This is a genomic window from Bradyrhizobium sp. T-12, from assembly GCF_058314695.1.
In genome coordinates this window covers 5,501,592-5,516,108 of sequence record NZ_CM177756.1, presented here as the reverse complement: position 1 = coordinate 5,516,108, position 14,517 = coordinate 5,501,592, and the positions used below count along the sequence as shown (strand labels likewise).

13 protein-coding genes are annotated in these 14,517 nt (G+C 60.8%); 7 read left to right on the top strand and 6 right to left on the bottom strand.

The window, feature by feature from the left end; all coding sequences use genetic code 11:
* Positions 1 to 601: 601 nt before the first annotated feature.
* Together AC0WRY_RS26340 and AC0WRY_RS26335 are read right to left on the bottom strand one after the other, a co-directional pair.
* Positions 602 to 1,276 carry a response regulator gene (locus tag AC0WRY_RS26340; protein ID WP_194403696.1) on the bottom strand — a complete coding sequence of 225 codons (675 nt, stop codon included), beginning with the start codon at positions 1,274 to 1,276 and terminating at the stop codon, positions 602 to 604.
* Positions 1,248 to 3,341 (bottom strand): sensor histidine kinase, encoded by a 2,094-nt coding sequence (locus tag AC0WRY_RS26335; RefSeq protein ID WP_194403695.1) that lies wholly within the window; start codon positions 3,339 to 3,341, stop codon positions 1,248 to 1,250. Before AC0WRY_RS26335 ends, AC0WRY_RS26340 begins: the two co-directional genes overlap by 29 nt.
* Positions 3,342 to 3,477: 136 nt before the next feature.
* On the opposite strand from AC0WRY_RS26335, the gene AC0WRY_RS26330 reads away from it, so the two are divergent.
* The 7 genes from AC0WRY_RS26330 to AC0WRY_RS26300 all read left to right on the top strand — a co-directional run bounded on the left by AC0WRY_RS26330 (position 3,478) and on the right by AC0WRY_RS26300 (position 9,297).
* Positions 3,478 to 4,275 carry a Crp/Fnr family transcriptional regulator gene (locus tag AC0WRY_RS26330; protein ID WP_194403694.1) on the top strand — a complete coding sequence of 266 codons (798 nt, stop codon included), beginning with the start codon at positions 3,478 to 3,480 and terminating at the stop codon, positions 4,273 to 4,275.
* Positions 4,276 to 4,659: 384 nt separating this feature from the next.
* On the top strand, positions 4,660 to 5,166 hold the full coding sequence (locus tag AC0WRY_RS26325) for a PRC-barrel domain-containing protein (RefSeq protein WP_246776330.1): 507 nt from the start codon (positions 4,660 to 4,662) through the stop codon (positions 5,164 to 5,166).
* Positions 5,167 to 5,332: 166 nt separating this feature from the next.
* Entirely contained in the window at positions 5,333 to 5,707 is a 375-nt protein-coding gene (locus tag AC0WRY_RS26320) for an SMC-Scp complex subunit ScpB (protein WP_194403693.1), read from the top strand.
* A 2-nt stretch (positions 5,708 to 5,709) separates the two neighbouring features.
* A complete protein-coding gene (locus AC0WRY_RS26315; RefSeq protein ID WP_194403692.1) occupies positions 5,710 to 5,967 on the top strand; it encodes a DUF5985 family protein in 258 nt (85 codons plus the stop codon).
* The gene (locus tag AC0WRY_RS26310) at positions 5,967 to 6,242 is read left to right on the top strand and encodes a DUF5985 family protein (protein WP_491121635.1); all 276 of its coding nucleotides are present in this window, start codon (positions 5,967 to 5,969) and stop codon (positions 6,240 to 6,242) included. The genes AC0WRY_RS26315 and AC0WRY_RS26310 overlap by 1 nt, the downstream gene beginning before the upstream one ends.
* A 503-nt stretch (positions 6,243 to 6,745) precedes the next feature.
* A complete protein-coding gene (locus tag AC0WRY_RS26305; protein ID WP_194403690.1) occupies positions 6,746 to 8,977 on the top strand; it encodes an alpha,alpha-trehalose-phosphate synthase (UDP-forming) in 2,232 nt (743 codons plus the stop codon).
* Positions 8,978 to 9,105: 128 nt separating this feature from the next.
* Entirely contained in the window at positions 9,106 to 9,297 is a 192-nt protein-coding gene (locus AC0WRY_RS26300) for a hypothetical protein (RefSeq protein ID WP_194403689.1), read from the top strand.
* A gap of 344 nt (positions 9,298 to 9,641) precedes the next feature.
* On the opposite strand, the gene AC0WRY_RS26295 is transcribed toward AC0WRY_RS26300, so the two are convergent.
* From AC0WRY_RS26295 to AC0WRY_RS26280, 4 genes are all read right to left on the bottom strand, one after another.
* Positions 9,642 to 10,424: a 3-hydroxybutyrate dehydrogenase gene (locus AC0WRY_RS26295; RefSeq protein ID WP_194408414.1), complete on the bottom strand. Its 783-nt coding sequence runs from the start codon at positions 10,422 to 10,424 to the stop codon at positions 9,642 to 9,644.
* Between the two features lie 79 nt (positions 10,425 to 10,503).
* A complete protein-coding gene (locus AC0WRY_RS26290; protein ID WP_491121632.1) occupies positions 10,504 to 12,120 on the bottom strand; it encodes an MDR family MFS transporter in 1,617 nt (538 codons plus the stop codon).
* A 21-nt stretch (positions 12,121 to 12,141) separates the two neighbouring features.
* Complete coding sequence (locus tag AC0WRY_RS26285; RefSeq protein ID WP_491121630.1) at positions 12,142 to 13,293, bottom strand: HlyD family secretion protein; 1,152 nt, start codon at positions 13,291 to 13,293, stop codon at positions 12,142 to 12,144.
* Between the two features lie 34 nt (positions 13,294 to 13,327).
* Positions 13,328 to 14,506, bottom strand: a complete 1,179-nt coding sequence (locus AC0WRY_RS26280) for a DUF3734 domain-containing protein (protein ID WP_491121628.1) — start codon at positions 14,504 to 14,506, stop codon at positions 13,328 to 13,330.
* Positions 14,507 to 14,517: the final 11 nt, after the last annotated feature.

Here is a 14,517-nt window from a genome sequence, read left to right as displayed (position 1 = left end):
CGGCCCTCTCAGATTTACAGCACTGACCTCTGCGTCCTAAATCGAAAACTTAGCCTACATCGGAATCTGACGATTGAGATCCCTGTAAAAGCGCCGAGCTGCGATCTCGAGCGCCGCGCCACCGAAGAGCAACATGCCGAGCAAGGTGAGCGCCAAGGCCACATCCATGATCAGACGATCTCCGGCTTGGTCCGGTCCTCATAACTCGAGCCGGTCAAGCAATCGCATACGCTGAGAGCAACAGGCACGTGAGGTACACGCATGTGAGGGCGATGCCCGCGATTCTGGCCATGCGGGCATCCAAGCGCGAAGTCGTTCGCGCCGCGAGCTTCGGCAGCCCCTCGTAGCTTGCGAAGAGCCGGCGACCAGCGCGTCCTCGGAAAAGTACATTTCTCATCTGTGCCTCCAAGCGAGCTTGCCGTTCCGGGAATACGGATCGCAGCGCGGGGGAGCGACGCATGTTCCGGCCGCGGATTCGGCCTGTTATCCATCCACTCCGAGAACGATAGTCTGCACCGCCCAATGGTGAAGTCGGGAGGATCAACTCGATCTGTCGGGAAAATCCTGACTTGGTTCGGCCGACCCCTCCGCCGAGATCGGTTCAAACCTGATCGGCACTCTTCGCGGGATGGCCCAACCACCCGAGTGCAACACCGTACCGGACGATGTCTGCGCGCGTGTAAAGCCCGAGCTTTTCCACGGCCCTGGCCTTGTAGGTTTCAACGGTCTTGATGCTGATGCTGAGCTGATTGGCGATTTCCTTGTTACTGAAGCCTTGCGCGATCAGTCTGAGAACCTCGCTCTCGCGCGGCGTCAATTCGCTGGTTGCTGCAGTGCTCGAAGAGGCATGCGCCCCTAGCGTGGATGGAAGCGCTTTCTCTGCTATTGCGGGATCCAGATACAGTCCGCCTCCCGCTATCGCGCGAACTGCGCGCTCGAGTTCGTCGGCCGCGGAGCGCTTCAGCAGATATCCGCGGACGCCCGCCTGTAGCATAGGCTGGACGTAGGCGTGATCCTCGTGAACGGTCAAAGCCAGCAGACGAACCTGCGGCAGCTGAGCCGCCAACCTACGAGCGACTTCCAGGCCGCTGACTCCCGGAAGCGAGATATCCAGGATAGCGATGTCAGGTGTGGTTTGTTGAATGACGTCGAGTGCAGCCTGTCCGTCAGTCGCTTCGCCGACAATCTCGATGTCCTCCACGCCCTGAAGCAGTGCTTTCATCCCGGCCAGAACGAGCGGATGATCGTCAGTTAACGTGATCCGGATCGGGCACATAGCCCATCTCCTCTGTTGGCACCGGAATTCTCATGAAAAGGGAGGTGCCGTGGCCGGGTTCAGATTCGATCGCCAGAGATCCGCCCAACAGTGTCAGGCGCTCCTCGATCACCGAAAGGCCCAGCTTTGAGTGACGGCTGTCGCCTTGCGAAAACCCTTGAAGGTCGAAGCCGTTCCCGTCGTCTTCGACGACGATCCTCAGCTCCGCCGTACGCCGGTCAATGACCACACTGATGTTTCGAGCGCGTGCGTGTTTGACCACGTTGTTGATGGCTTCCTGGACGGCGCGGTAGACAGCGATTTCGACGTCTTGGCCCAAACGGTCCCTTCTGCCCAAGGGTTGATAATCAACGCTCAGCCCGAAGCGGCGCTGGATCTCCGCACAAAATGCTTCGAGCGCCTTGTAAAGCCCCAGATCGTCCAGAGCGGTCGGCCGCAGATCTGAGGCGACTTGATGGATGTCGCGTCCAATCCCTCTTGCCAGCCCTTGCAGCCAGTTGAGCTTCTCCAATCCAAGTTTGCGTTTTTGGCTCGCGCCGAGAAACGGTTCCAGACCCTTGAGGCCGAGGAGGAGACCGGTCACCGTTTGCCCGATCTGATCATGCAGCTCTCGCGCAATTCGACGTCGCTCGTTTTCTTCCGCATCCGAAAGACGTCGGAGCAACTGCTGCCGTTCCAGCTCGGCTCGTTTGGTCTCATCAATATCCAAAATGACGCCGTAAACAACGTCCAGGTTCCGGTCATCCAGACGAGATAGGCGGCCGCTGGCCCGCAACCATCTGCTGTTAGGGGAGGCAGTACGGAAATCAGCAATTGCGACGTTGCCCGAACGGCAACTGAGCAGCGATGACTCAAACTGCTGTTGATCGGCGGGATCAATGCTGCTCAGCATCCTGTCGATCGGGAGGCTCATGTCGCCGTCGGAGCGCGAACCCTCGATCTGGAGCATTTCCCGAGCGCGGGGCGATACCAGCGCTTCTCTGGTGGCAAAGTCCCAGCTGAAGACGCCGAGGTCGGCCGCATCGATCGTCAATCTGCGTCGCTCCTCGCTGGCACTGAGCGCCAGTGCCGCCTGAGCCTCCTGTTCGCGCCGACGCAAGGAAATGTCGCGAATTGTGTACCAAGCCAGAGTGAGCGCCAGAACGAAGCTCAGGATTCCTCCGCCGGCAAGAAAGAGCGCCGAGCGCTGAACCGGCCCGTTGAGCTCTTGCGTCGGTATTCCAAAGTGGACGGACCATCCGCTGGTGCCTGGAATGACTTTATAGATCGAATCCACTTGGTCGCCGGCAGAGGTGGTCTTGACATAGCTTCCTTCGGGCGCAGAGGCGATCGCCTGACGTACGGTGTCGCTGGCGGATTGTCCGAGCTCGGACTGCTCGCCGAAGGTCCGGGCGACGATGTTGCCCTTGGCATCAACGACGAAGCCCACCCAACCTGCCGGGGCGCCTGCGCTCTTCAAGATCTGGCTGATTGCATCGGGGACGAGGGCCACCGTGAGCACGAACTTCAACTGTCCATCGCGCTCGACCGGAGCCCTCACGGCGACCACACGCTTGCCGGTGACAGGACCTCGTGGCCCGATGCCGCCGATGGCCGGCTTCCTTGTCCTGAGGATTTGTTCGAAATTTTCGCGGTCGGCAGTGGCGCGCATCCCGTCTCCGAGCGGCCGGCTGACGTCCAGCACTTGATTTCCATTGGGATCGACCAGCTGAATGGTCTGCCAAAGGAGTCGTGCTTCGTTAACGCGCGTGGCTTCCCGATAGAACGCATCGAGGTCCGGCGTGTCGAGCGTCGCGGAAGCCGCGAGGGTTTCGGCGATCTCGAGCTGGAGACTGATCTCCGAAGCAAGCCGGTTTACGACGTTATCAAGAGTCTCCACGGCGGCGGTCTGAGACCCTCTGCGTTGCTGCTGGGCATTCAGGAAAACGACCCATCCTGCAAAAAGCGCCAGAGGCATCGCAGCGGCAATAAACACGAGGATCAGAGGACGGCGCGCCGCACGCCGGGCGCTCGAGGCCGGTGTTTCCAGGCCGCTAGGCTTCAAATGAGACGGCGAAACGGCCACGTTTCGGCTCTTCCTCAGTGTTTTCGCTCAAGTCAGGTTTTTCCCGACAGTACCAATGGTCACCCCGACTCCCAGGATGGAGCGTTCCGTCGCATGCTACAGGTAATCATTGTTGCGGTCTAGAATTGAGCTTGACATGGAACATTCGTCCTCGCTGCCGCTGTCGATCAATAGCGACCTCAACGTGAAGCAGCCTTGCAGCGACGCAGCTTTGCGCGATCCTGGTCGCAACGAACTCGTATCACGGTTGTCGACGTCGTCGCGGTGTCGCTTGCTCGATAGCTGCGAGACGGTGCCTCTTAACAGGGGGCAAGTTCTCTACGATCGTGGCACGCCGCTGCGTTACGGCTACTTCATCGAGTCGGGTGGATGTTCCGTTACAACCCGGGCTGGCGACTGCTTGCCTGTGGAGATCCATACCCTCGGCATGAAGGATTTTGTCGGCGTACCCCTCGTCCTCGGCATGCACGTCTCGCCGCACCGATGCAGCGTGCGACTGCCGGGGCAAGCGCTGCGTATCAGGTCCGAGCAACTGATCTCGCTGATCAAGCGGGACGTCGAGCTCGAAAAGCTGCTTCTGGGTTATGTGCAGGCGATCTTGATCCACAGTTCGCAATTGTCGGCCTGCAATTCCAGGCACACGCTGCATCAACGACTCGCACGCTGGCTGCTGGTCGCCAGCGACAGGCTCGGGTCTCGCGAGGTGCCTTTCACGCACAGCTACATCGCGAATGCTCTCGCAGTCAGGCGCGCCGGAGTTACGGTTGCTCTCGGATATCTGGCGCGCGAAGGCGTGATCAGATGCCGGAGGGCAGGGATCGTTGTCGCGGACGAGACCAAGCTGAAGGCAATGTCCTGCGATTGTCAGGGGATCATTCTATCGGCGCACAACCGTTCCGCCGCGGTACCGGCTCTCCGCACGGCATATTCGTGAGCTCGTGTCGCCGATCGAGTCGCGGCGGCGAATGAGACCTGATGTATTTGGAGCAACGGGCGGTCGTAGAGGCTGATATGTCATCGCAGGAAATCAAAATCAGATCCGACGCCGAGGTCATGGTAGCGGCCTTGGAGGAGGCTCAAAGGCTTCTTGCAGCTTACGAGAACCCCTGCTGCAATCGTACCAGGGACGACATCATAGCGATGGTCGAATACATCATATGCAACCCATCCGTGACACGCGCAATGCTGCGTCAGAAGATGCGGAGTCGCCTTAGGTTGGTCGGACAATTGTGCGGGAGCGTACCGCGCGTCAGGCCAGACGAAACTTCCGACCAGGGGACGAGTTGACGATGATCCAACAACACAAGGAGAAATCGTCGTGAAGAAACCACTCTGCATTATTGCATCCGCGATGTTGCTTGCCGCCCCTGCCTCGGCACAGGCGCCCCAGAATGGCGGGACAGCCACAGCGCCAAATATCCACGCAACGACTTCCCCGACCGCATCGATACACAAGGAGGGCGAATGGCGTGCATCAAAGCTGGTTGGCGTGAACGTTTACAACAATAGCAACGAGAAGATCGGCGACATCAACGATCTGATCCTCGACTCCAGCGGTCGGGTTGCAAATGTCGTGATCGGGGTGGGAGGCTTCCTGGGAATGGGCGAGCACAACGTTGCCGTTGCCTTTGATCAACTGAAATTCGCCAAGGAGCCGATGAAGACGGCGTCCAACGACGGCGCCGGAAAGACTGGCAGTGCCTCGACGAGCACGACGGGAAGCACATCGACGTCGGCTAAGCGAAGCGACAACTGGTATCCGGACCATATCGTACTGAATGCCAACAAGGATCAGCTGAAGAAAATGCCTGAATTCAAGTACTGAGGCGTTTTCGATCGACTTCATCGCCGATCATCGAGGCGGTGTCATCGAAGATGACGCCGCCTTTGGGCTGTCTTCCCGTTCGATAGAGTCCTGGCTTGCCGCAGGTAAAAGCAGTCTTGAACTTGCAGTTTGAATCGATCAGCTTGCGCGGCGCTGGCTGAGGTCGATGATGTCTGATCAAGAGTTGCCGGAAGAGGTAAAGGAGCTGGTGCGCCGCTACATACATTCCGTGGCGCAGCTAGAGGCTCTTCTATTTCTCCATAAGCGGACCGGTGAGCGTTGGCTGCTGGAAGCTCTCGCTGCGCGCCTTTACGCTGGCAGGGCGGAGGTGGCCGATGCTTTGGCGTCCCTCAAGCGAGACGGCTTTCTGGAGTGCGACGCAGGAATGTACTCCTTCGCGCCCCAAGCCGAACTGCGGCCAGTGGTTGATAGTCTGGCGAAAGCTTATTCGCGGCACTTGATCCCAATCACTCACATCATTCACAGCAAGCCGCGCCGCATCCAGGAATTCTCCGACGCCTTCAGGATTCGAAAGGACTAGTGATGGCCGCGGTGATTTACAGCCTCTGCGCAATCACGAGCGGCTTCTGTGCTTGGCTGCTCGCTCGAGCGTATTTCGGTAGCAGGTCGAAACTGCTCCTATGGAGCGCAATCTGCTTTGCGGGACTGACCCTGGAAAATGCCGCTCTCTGGATGGATAAGATCATATTTCCTCAAATCGATCTTTCTGCCCTGCGTCTATCGATCGGGCTCCTTGCGATGACGGTCCTGCTCATCGGCATGGTGTGGGAGGCGGAGTGATGGATCATCTGAATCCCGTCCTGTCGGGAGCGACGGCGTTCGCGTCGTTTCTGGCGAGCGTGCATTTCCTGAAGTTTTGGCGTAAGTCGGGGGACGCCCTTTTTCTGTTCTTCGCCGCGGCTTTTGCGATCGACGCCGTTGCGAGATTTGTCCTGGCGGTGGTGCAAGTGACGAATGCGAGCGAGCCGGTGTTCTTCATTCCGCGGCTGATCACGTTCGGCCTGATCGCGCTCTCCATCGCCGGAAAGAACGCCCTTCCGAAGAAGCGGAAATGAGGCTCGCATCCCTATTGCTGGTCTCCTGCTCCAATGGGCGGCCGACGTCAGGCCTATCGCTGCTCGCAATCCGCGGCCGTCGAGCGAATTGGTACAGTTGCGTACCATGAAACGTCGATCCGCCCTGTCGCTGCTTGCTCGACGGCGGCCGTGAAAGGATATTGAACAGGGGGAGTCCATGATCAGCACATCGAGTCGAACGACACTGAACGTGTTTCCGCAGGCGTACTGCTCGTCTTGCGAGCAAAGGACGCCGCATCGGCATGAACGACTGGCTATCCGGGGAGCACAAGTGGCACGTGCGGTTTGCCTCAGCTGCAACGCTGAGCGCGGTGGCATTGAGCCGGCCAAGCAGCTCGTTAATCCGAGCTGAGGGCCATCCGGGCCTGGCGGCTGTTTGCGCGGCGCTGCTTGTCGAAGATGCCTGCTCAAATGCGCCCCGCGAGCTGCGATCGCTCCGGTTCCTGGATAATTCTCCAGGGATGGCCGGGTAAAGCCGAGTGATGCCGATATCCTATAAGCAGTTCTTCCGCTATGGCGTTTTCGGCTTGGCGGTAGCCGCAATCGTTGCGTTCGGGATTTCTCCGTTTACCGGTGGAATCGTACAGCAATGGTCGCGGAGCGATGTCGAGGCCAGATCCAAGTTGGTCTTCAACGCCATTGGGCCGCTGCTTGGCCGAGATGTCGAGGACCGAGCTTGGGACCGCCTCGCAGACCTCTTCAAGAGGGTCGCGCTCGACAAGAAGATTCTCGCGGTTGGATTTTGCGATCCGGAAGGGTCGTTGATCGCGCCGACGCCAGAGATGCCGGCCAACTTTTCGTGCGAGAAGTCGGCGAAGTCCGAAAGCGAAAGTTTCACCAGCATAACCAGCGGGGGGCGGCGGATTCTCGTCGCTGCTTTCCCGGTTCAAAGCGGCCGTGGCCGCTCCTATCTCGTCATCCTGACCGACCTCAGCTTCGCCGCGGCGAGATCAAGCCAAGTGCTGTCATATCTTCTGGCCGCGCTTGCAAGCGTCGTTCTGGTCCTCACAGTGGGCACGATCATTTTCGCCGTCCTGATCATGAGAGGATGGATGGACGCCTTGCGACGCGCGGTCGACGACGTGCGCCGAGGTGCCCAGGGAGAGTCGCTTGAGTTGAGCGGCGGGTCTATCGATCGCGAGATTCACAAGTTGTTGCGCAGCGCCGACCAGGTCGCGCTTACGAGCCAGATCGAGTGGACGCCAAAATCGCTTCAAGAGGTGCTGCACGGCGTTCTGCCGGGGGCCGAAGTTCTCGTCGTGTCCAATCGGGAGCCCTACATCCACAACGCGTCGGAAGCGGGAAGGGTGGTGCAGCGGCCGGCGAGCGGATTGGTCTCGGCCCTGGAGCCAATCATGCGTGCCTGCGGCGGCACGTGGATCGCTCACGGCAGCGGCAGCGCCGATCGGGAAGCGGTCGACGAGAATGATAGAATCCGGGTGCCCGAGGCTGCTCCGGCCTACACGCTCCGGCGCATCTGGATCTCCGAGGAGGAGCAGGACGGCTACTATTACGGATTTGCCAATGAAGGGCTCTGGCCGTTGTGCCACATCGTTTTCGTGCGGCCGACATTCAGGTTGACCGATTGGCAGATGTATCGGCAGATCAACCAGCGCTTTGCCGACGCCGTCGTCACCGAGGCGCGTACCGAGGATCCCGTCGTGCTGGTCCAGGATTATCACTTCGCGCTTGCTCCGAGAATGATCCGTGAGCGATTGCCGAAGGCGACGATCATCACCTTCTGGCACATCCCCTGGCCGAATGCAGAGACCTTCGGCATATGCCCTTGGAAGGCGGAGATCATCGAAGGCATGCTCGGCAGCACGATTATCGGATTCCATACCCAGTTCCACTGCAACAATTTCATCGAGGGCGTCGATCGTTTCGTAGAAAGCAGGATCGATCGCGAAGTGCAGACGGTCAGCTTAGGGGGACATGAAACAAGGGTACGCGCCTATCCGATCTCCATCGAATGGCCGCCGAAGGAGCTGGAAAAGCTGCCGCCTCCGGCGCATTGCCGATCCGATGTGGTCGCCCAATTCGGACTCGCGGACGGAACGCGGCTGATCGTCGGTGTCGAACGTTTCGATTACACCAAGGGCATTCTCGATCGCATGCGCGCCGTCGACGCGCTACTTTCACGAAATCCAACCTGGAGAGATCGGCTGCTATTCGTTCAGGTCGCAGCCCCGACACGCAGCAAGCTCAGCTCGTATTCGAAGCTCCAAGCCGAAGCCGAGGCGCTCGCCGCCGAAATAAATGGGAGGCACTCCGGTCGCCAGCCCGTAATTCACCTGATCGCGCGGCATTACGAGCCAGCGGAGGTCTTCCGCTTGTTCAGGGCAGCCGATGCCTGCGTCGTCAGCAGCCTGCATGATGGAATGAACCTGGTGGCGAAGGAGTTCGTCAGCTCGCGGGAGGACAATGCCGGTGTCCTGATCTTGTCGAGCTTCACCGGTGCGTCGCGAGAACTATCCGAAGCGCTCATCGTCAATCCTTATGACACGGAAGAAATGGCATCAGCGATTGAGATTGCGCTGACGATGCCAATTCAGGAACAGGCCGAGCGCATGAAGCTCATGCGGCAGCAAGTGAAGGAGCATAACGTCTACCGTTGGGCGGGCGCGATGCTGGTCGACGCTGCCCGAAGTCGTACCCGGGAGCGGGTTCTTGGGCTGGCCGCCAAGGCTCGTCTCAGTCCCAAGCCGATCTGATCGGCTCTGAAAATCCCGATTTTTCAAGAACACAGTACTGTATCGTACCGATCCTCCCTTCCACCACGCGCTGCTTGCGCGCACGCTGGTGATCCACAGGTCACTTGCTGGTCGGACGAGGAGCTAACATGAATACGTTGATCGGAGCTGCCATGATCGCAGCTGCAGGCGTCCTGATCTTCATTGGGCTGCCGAACCGCGCCGGCGAACATCCGAAGTTCCTACGTTTCGATGCCGCACTTGTCCTGTATCCTCCGGTGGTCCTGTCGTTTCTCGGTCTCGGCGCAGCAGCCCTCATTTCGGGACTGCTCGCCGGATGAGCTCCCGAGCATCAGCTGGATCGGAGCAGACGCCCGTCTCCGAGCCATGCTCGAGCGGGGAGTGGCGTTGCACGACGTGTGCACCGGAGATCAAAGAGAATCTGGCGACAACTCGTGTGAGGGGCTTTGGTCCTGAGCTCGGCGCACGGCAGGCATTGCGCGACCGCCGCTAGAGACTTGAACGCGGCCGTTCAAGTCTCCCGGCAAGGGAGATCGGTGGAGTCGATCGTTCCAGCGATCATGCTGAGCAACAGCGGCAGCCGCGCCTCCAGACGCGACAGCTCTGCTCCATCACCCGTGGGCTGCTCCGATATCGACTGTCTGCCGGATGGCTCGACTCCCGGCTATTGCGCGGTCCAGCCGCCATCGACGGCGATCGTTGTTCCCGTAATCTGGTCTGCTGCCGGCGAGCACAGGAAGGCCACCGTGCCTCCAAGTTGCTCCGGCGAGGCAAAGTCGAGTGACGGTTGTTTCTCGGACAGCAGTTCTTCGACGGCTTGCGTTTGACTGATGCCGCGTTGCGTGGCCATGTCGCTGATCTGCTTCTCGACCAGAGGCGTGCGCACCCAGCCGGGGCAGACCGCATTGCAGGTGACGCCGCTTCCTGCCGTCTCCAGGCCGACGACTTTGGTCAGGCCGACCAGTCCGTGCTTGGCTGCGACATAGGCGGCCTTGTGTGTTGAAGCGACAAGTCCGTGGGTGGAGGCAATGTTGATAATCCGTCCCCAGCCCTGCTTTTTCATCTGAGGCACCGCTGCCGCAATGCCGTGGAACGCGGCCGACAGGTTGATGTCGAGGATTGCATCCCACTTGGCAGCCGGGAACTCATCGACCGGGGCAGTGAACTGGATGCCGGCATTGCTCACCAGGATGTCGAGACGACCGAATTTCTCGATCGTCGCGGAAATGAGTCTGCGCACGGCGTCCGCTTTCGACATGTCGGCACCGTCGTAGACGGCGCGCACGCCGTGGTCTTTCTCGATTCTGTCGCGGATCGCCTCGATCTCGCCTGGCTCGCCGAACCCGTTCAAGACAAGGTCGGCGCCGAGCCGCGCGAGTTCTCGCGCAATTCCGAGCCCTATGCCGCTGGTCGAGCCGGTGACGATTGCCACCTTGCCCATCAACATCGGAAGTTCTTTCGACGCCTGGTCGAGATTCGTGCGTGGGTTCATGGTCGTACTCCTGGGGTGCGGGTTGAACGGATGGTCAGTGGGCGCCGCCGGTATCGAGCTGGCCGGGCTTTTTCAGCAACATGGAGGCCGCGAGTGCCACGATCAGCGCGGCGCCGAGCAGGAAGAACATGTCGCTGAAGGCGAGGATGAACGCCTGCTTCTGCACGATCCTGCCGATCGCGACATAGGCCCGGTGCGCAGCATCGCTGCGGTCGATCACGCCGTGGCTGATGAAATACTGCGTCAGCTTCTCGACCCTCGCCTGCGTCGCCTGTTCCAGCATCGAGACAGACTGCATCAGCACGTTGGAGTGATAGTGTTCGCGCTTGGTCAGCAACGTCTGCAACAGTGCGATGCCGACGGCGCCGCCGAGGTTGCGCATCATGTTGAACAAGCCGGAGGCCGAGCCGGCGTTCTCGGCCTCGATGCCTGCCGTAGCGACGGCCGACAGCGGTGCGAACACGAAGGCCTGACCGACCGCACGAACGACATTGGGCCAGAACAACTGGTCGGTGGCGTAATCATTGGTCATGTGGACGTTCATGAAATTGGAGGCGGCGAACAGCGCGAAGCCGATGCCGATGATGATCCGGGCATCGAAACGCCGCATCAGTTGCGGCACCAGCGGGATGAACAGCAATTGCGGCAGTCCGGTCCACGCCAGCACCATGCCGATCTGTTCGGCATTGTAGCCCTGGATACGCGACAGATAGACCGGCAGGATGAACACCGAGCCGTACAACGCGATACCGAGCAGGAAGTTGGCAAGGATGCCGAAGCCGAAATTGCGGCGAGCCAGCAGCCGCAGATTTAGCAACGGCTTCCTTGCCGTCAGTTCGATCCACAGGAAGGCGGACAGCGCGACCGCGGCGATAACCGACATTTTGACGATGAAGGGTGAACCGAACCAGTCGTCCTTGTTGCCTTGCTCCAGAACCGTCTGCAGCGCGGACAGGCCGATTGCCATCGTAACGATGCCCGGCCAGTCGCCTTTGCCAAGCAGCGACAGATTCATCGAGGCGGGCTCGAGTGAGAACCACAGCATCGCAATCATTACGGTGCCGGGTACCAGGTTGACGTAGAAAATATACTCCCAGCCCCAGTTCTCGGTGAGATAGCCGCCGATCGTTGGCCCGATTGCGGGAGCGAACGTCGCGAAGATCGCAAACAGCGCGAGTCCGATCGGCTGCTTCGCCTTCGGCAACAGCGTGATGATGAGCGTGAATGCCATCGGGATCAGCACGCCGCCGGTAAAGCCCTGCACCGCGCGTAATACGATCATCTGCGGCAGGTTTTGGGCCAATGCGCAGGCCGCCGAGAACAGCAGGAACAGGATCGCGTTGGTGAGAAGATACACCCGGATCGAGAACACCTGGGCCAGCCAGCCGGAGAGCGGGATTACCACGATCTCGGCGATCAGATACGAGGTCGAAATCCAGCCGCCGTCGTCGGTTCCGGCGCCGATCGCGCCCTGGATGTCGGCGAGTGAGGCATTGACGATCTGGATGTTGAGCACCGCCATGAAGGCGCCGAGTGTCGCGCCGCCCACCGCGATCCAGGTCTTTGCGGTTACGGCGGGATCCGCCGGCGCCGCCGTTGTCCGGCCTTCACCGGCGGCGTTTGCATCGGCAGCGGTTTGCAGCGTGCTCATGACACTCTCCAGGACCCGGATTCATTCAGCCGTGGCGTTCGTGCCGCGCGAGGCGAGGCGCTTTTTCGCTTCACGCGCGGCAACGGCCGCCGACTTGGTGTTGATCGTCGGTTCAGCCGACATGCCCGGACGCAGCAGGCCTTTCAGATCGTGATCGTCGAGCACGATCTTGACCGGCACGCGCTGCACGATCTTGGTGAAGTTGCCGGTGGCGTTGTCGGGCGGCAGCAACGCGAATTCGAGGCCGCTGGCCGGCGAGAGGCTGTCGACACGGCCTCGCAGCCTGATGTCGTGGAAACCGTCGATGGTCAGTTCGACCGGCTGACCGTTTCGCACATGGGTGAGCTGGGTCTCCTTGAAATTGGCGATGACGTACACGGCATCGAGCGGAACCACCGCCATCAACTGCGTGCCGGCTTGCACGAACTGGCCCACACGTAACGAGCGCGCACCGACCGTACCCTCTACGGGCGCGGTGATCTGCGTATAGGACAGGTTGAGCGCCGCCTGTTGCTCGACGGCGCGGGCGCGGTCGAGCTGGGCCGCCGCCTTGGCGCGTTCGGTGGCGAGCACCTCGATCCGCTTGTTGGCGGCGATCAATGCCGATCTTTCGTCGGCCAACTGGGCGGACTTTTCGCGCAGCGCCGCGTCGGTCTGCTGCGCGCGTTGAATGGTGCCGGAACCGGACTTCATCAGGCCGTCGTAGCGGGCCTGTTCTTCCCGCGCGAACTTCAGCCCGGCCTCGCTGGCTTCGACCAGGGCAGCCTGTTGCTGGATGACCGGCTCCTGCAATTCGATCTGCGCATTGAGGTTGCGCACCGCGGCCTTTGCCGCGGCGACATCGGCGTGAGCCTGATCGAGTGCGGCCCTGAAGTCGCGATCGTCGATTCGCGCCAGCAACTGCCCGGCCTTGACCGGCTCGTTGTCGGCAACGAGGACTTCGCCGATGTAGCCCGAAACCTTCGGCGCGACGATCGTGGAGTCGGCTTTGACATAGGCATCGTCGGTTGTTTCCAGATAGCGGCCGGTGGTGAAGTAGTAGTGGCCGAACGTGGTGGCCGCAGCGACGCCAAGCGCCGCCGCCAGCACCAGGGCCGCACGCTTAATCGCCTGCCGTGAGGGACGAAGGCTGGTTTTGGCTTTTTGCTCATCGGCATAGGCAAGTGTGGACACGGCGTTCTCCCAAATCTGCAGGATGCGTTGAAGCTCAGTCGCGGCGATGGACGTCGTGGGTGACCATGCCTAGTTCAGGGGGCGGCCGGTCGAGGCGTCGTGGCTCTGCCAGCGTGCGGCGGATGTCATCCAACCCGCTCTGCCAATGCGTGCGCATCGCGCTCAACCCGAACTCGTAGTCCCTGGAGTGGCCTTCGTAGATCTTGGACTGGTAGATCAGGTGGATGATGTTGTAGGAGCGATGGCGAGCCAGGTCGGCAATGGCGCGGATTTCCGGATCGTCCTTTGCGCTTGCCGGCAATTTCTCCATCGTCCGCTGCAGCGCCTGACGCATTGTCTGCATCCGCGTCATGTGGTCGGTGATGGCGCGCGTGCGGCTGGAATATTGAATGTCCTTTTGGCGGCTCGACACTTCCATCATGTCATGGGGAACACGGCCCCTGGCCGACCAGAGATCGATCTGGAACGTCAGCGTGTCGCGCGGCTCGCCGGACAGCACGCGGGAGAGGGGCGTGTTGGACACGACGCCGCCGTCCCAATAGTGCTCGCCGTCGATTTCGACGGCGGGGAATCCGGGCGGCAGGGCGCCGGAAGCCATGAAATGCTTGGCTCCGAGCCGGCGCTCGGCGGTGTCGAAATAGGCCAAGTTGCCGGTGCGGACGTTGACCGCGCCGACGCTGACTCGCATTTCGCCCGAGTTCAGGCGGTCAAAGTCGACCAGTCGCTCCAGCGTCTGCTGCAACGGCGCCGTGTCGTAAAAGCTTGTCGCTGCATCGCCCGGGAACGGGGACCAGAGTGGCGGCGGGAAACGCGGCTTGAAGAAGCCGGGCTGGCCCTGCACCAGGGCCCGGGTCGCCGCCAGCGCGTTGCGCACCGAGCTGATGTCGAACGCAAACGGCAGTGCATTGGCGAGCCCTTCGCCGGCGGGCCACTCGATCGAAAAGGCGCAGATGGTCTCCCAGAATTCACGCAGCCGCTGTACCCGCTCGCCTTCAGGCGAGCCCGCGATGATCGCGGCGTTGAGCGCGCCGATCGAAATGCCGGCCAGCCAGTTCGGCCGGATGCCGGCCTCGTGCAGGCCCTCATAGACTCCCGCCTGATAGGCGCCGAGCGCACCGCCGCCTTGCAGCACGAGGGCGACGACATCGTAGGGCAGCGCGTTGCCTTGCTGTTGTGGCGTTGGGTTGGTCCGTTCGCGAATCACGTTCAGCATTGCCAGAACTC

What these genes read in the sequence shown, in the direction of transcription:
- AC0WRY_RS26305 (WP_194403690.1), top strand. Translation starts at nt 6,746, where the DNA reads ATGCCGATATCCTATAAGCAGTTCTTCCGCTATGGCGTTTTCGGCTTG.
- AC0WRY_RS26340 (WP_194403696.1), bottom strand. Translation starts at nt 1,276, where the DNA reads ATGTGCCCGATCCGGATCACGTTAACTGACGATCATCCGCTCGTTCTG.
- AC0WRY_RS26300 (WP_194403689.1), top strand. Translation starts at nt 9,106, where the DNA reads ATGAATACGTTGATCGGAGCTGCCATGATCGCAGCTGCAGGCGTCCTG.
- AC0WRY_RS26320 (WP_194403693.1), top strand. Translation starts at nt 5,333, where the DNA reads ATGATGTCTGATCAAGAGTTGCCGGAAGAGGTAAAGGAGCTGGTGCGC.
- AC0WRY_RS26290 (WP_491121632.1), bottom strand. Translation starts at nt 12,120, where the DNA reads ATGAGCACGCTGCAAACCGCTGCCGATGCAAACGCCGCCGGTGAAGGC.
- AC0WRY_RS26280 (WP_491121628.1), bottom strand. Translation starts at nt 14,506, where the DNA reads ATGCTGAACGTGATTCGCGAACGGACCAACCCAACGCCACAACAGCAA.
- AC0WRY_RS26330 (WP_194403694.1), top strand. Translation starts at nt 3,478, where the DNA reads ATGGAACATTCGTCCTCGCTGCCGCTGTCGATCAATAGCGACCTCAAC.
- AC0WRY_RS26310 (WP_491121635.1), top strand. Translation starts at nt 5,967, where the DNA reads ATGGATCATCTGAATCCCGTCCTGTCGGGAGCGACGGCGTTCGCGTCG.
- AC0WRY_RS26315 (WP_194403692.1), top strand. Translation starts at nt 5,710, where the DNA reads ATGGCCGCGGTGATTTACAGCCTCTGCGCAATCACGAGCGGCTTCTGT.
- AC0WRY_RS26295 (WP_194408414.1), bottom strand. Translation starts at nt 10,424, where the DNA reads ATGTTGATGGGCAAGGTGGCAATCGTCACCGGCTCGACCAGCGGCATA.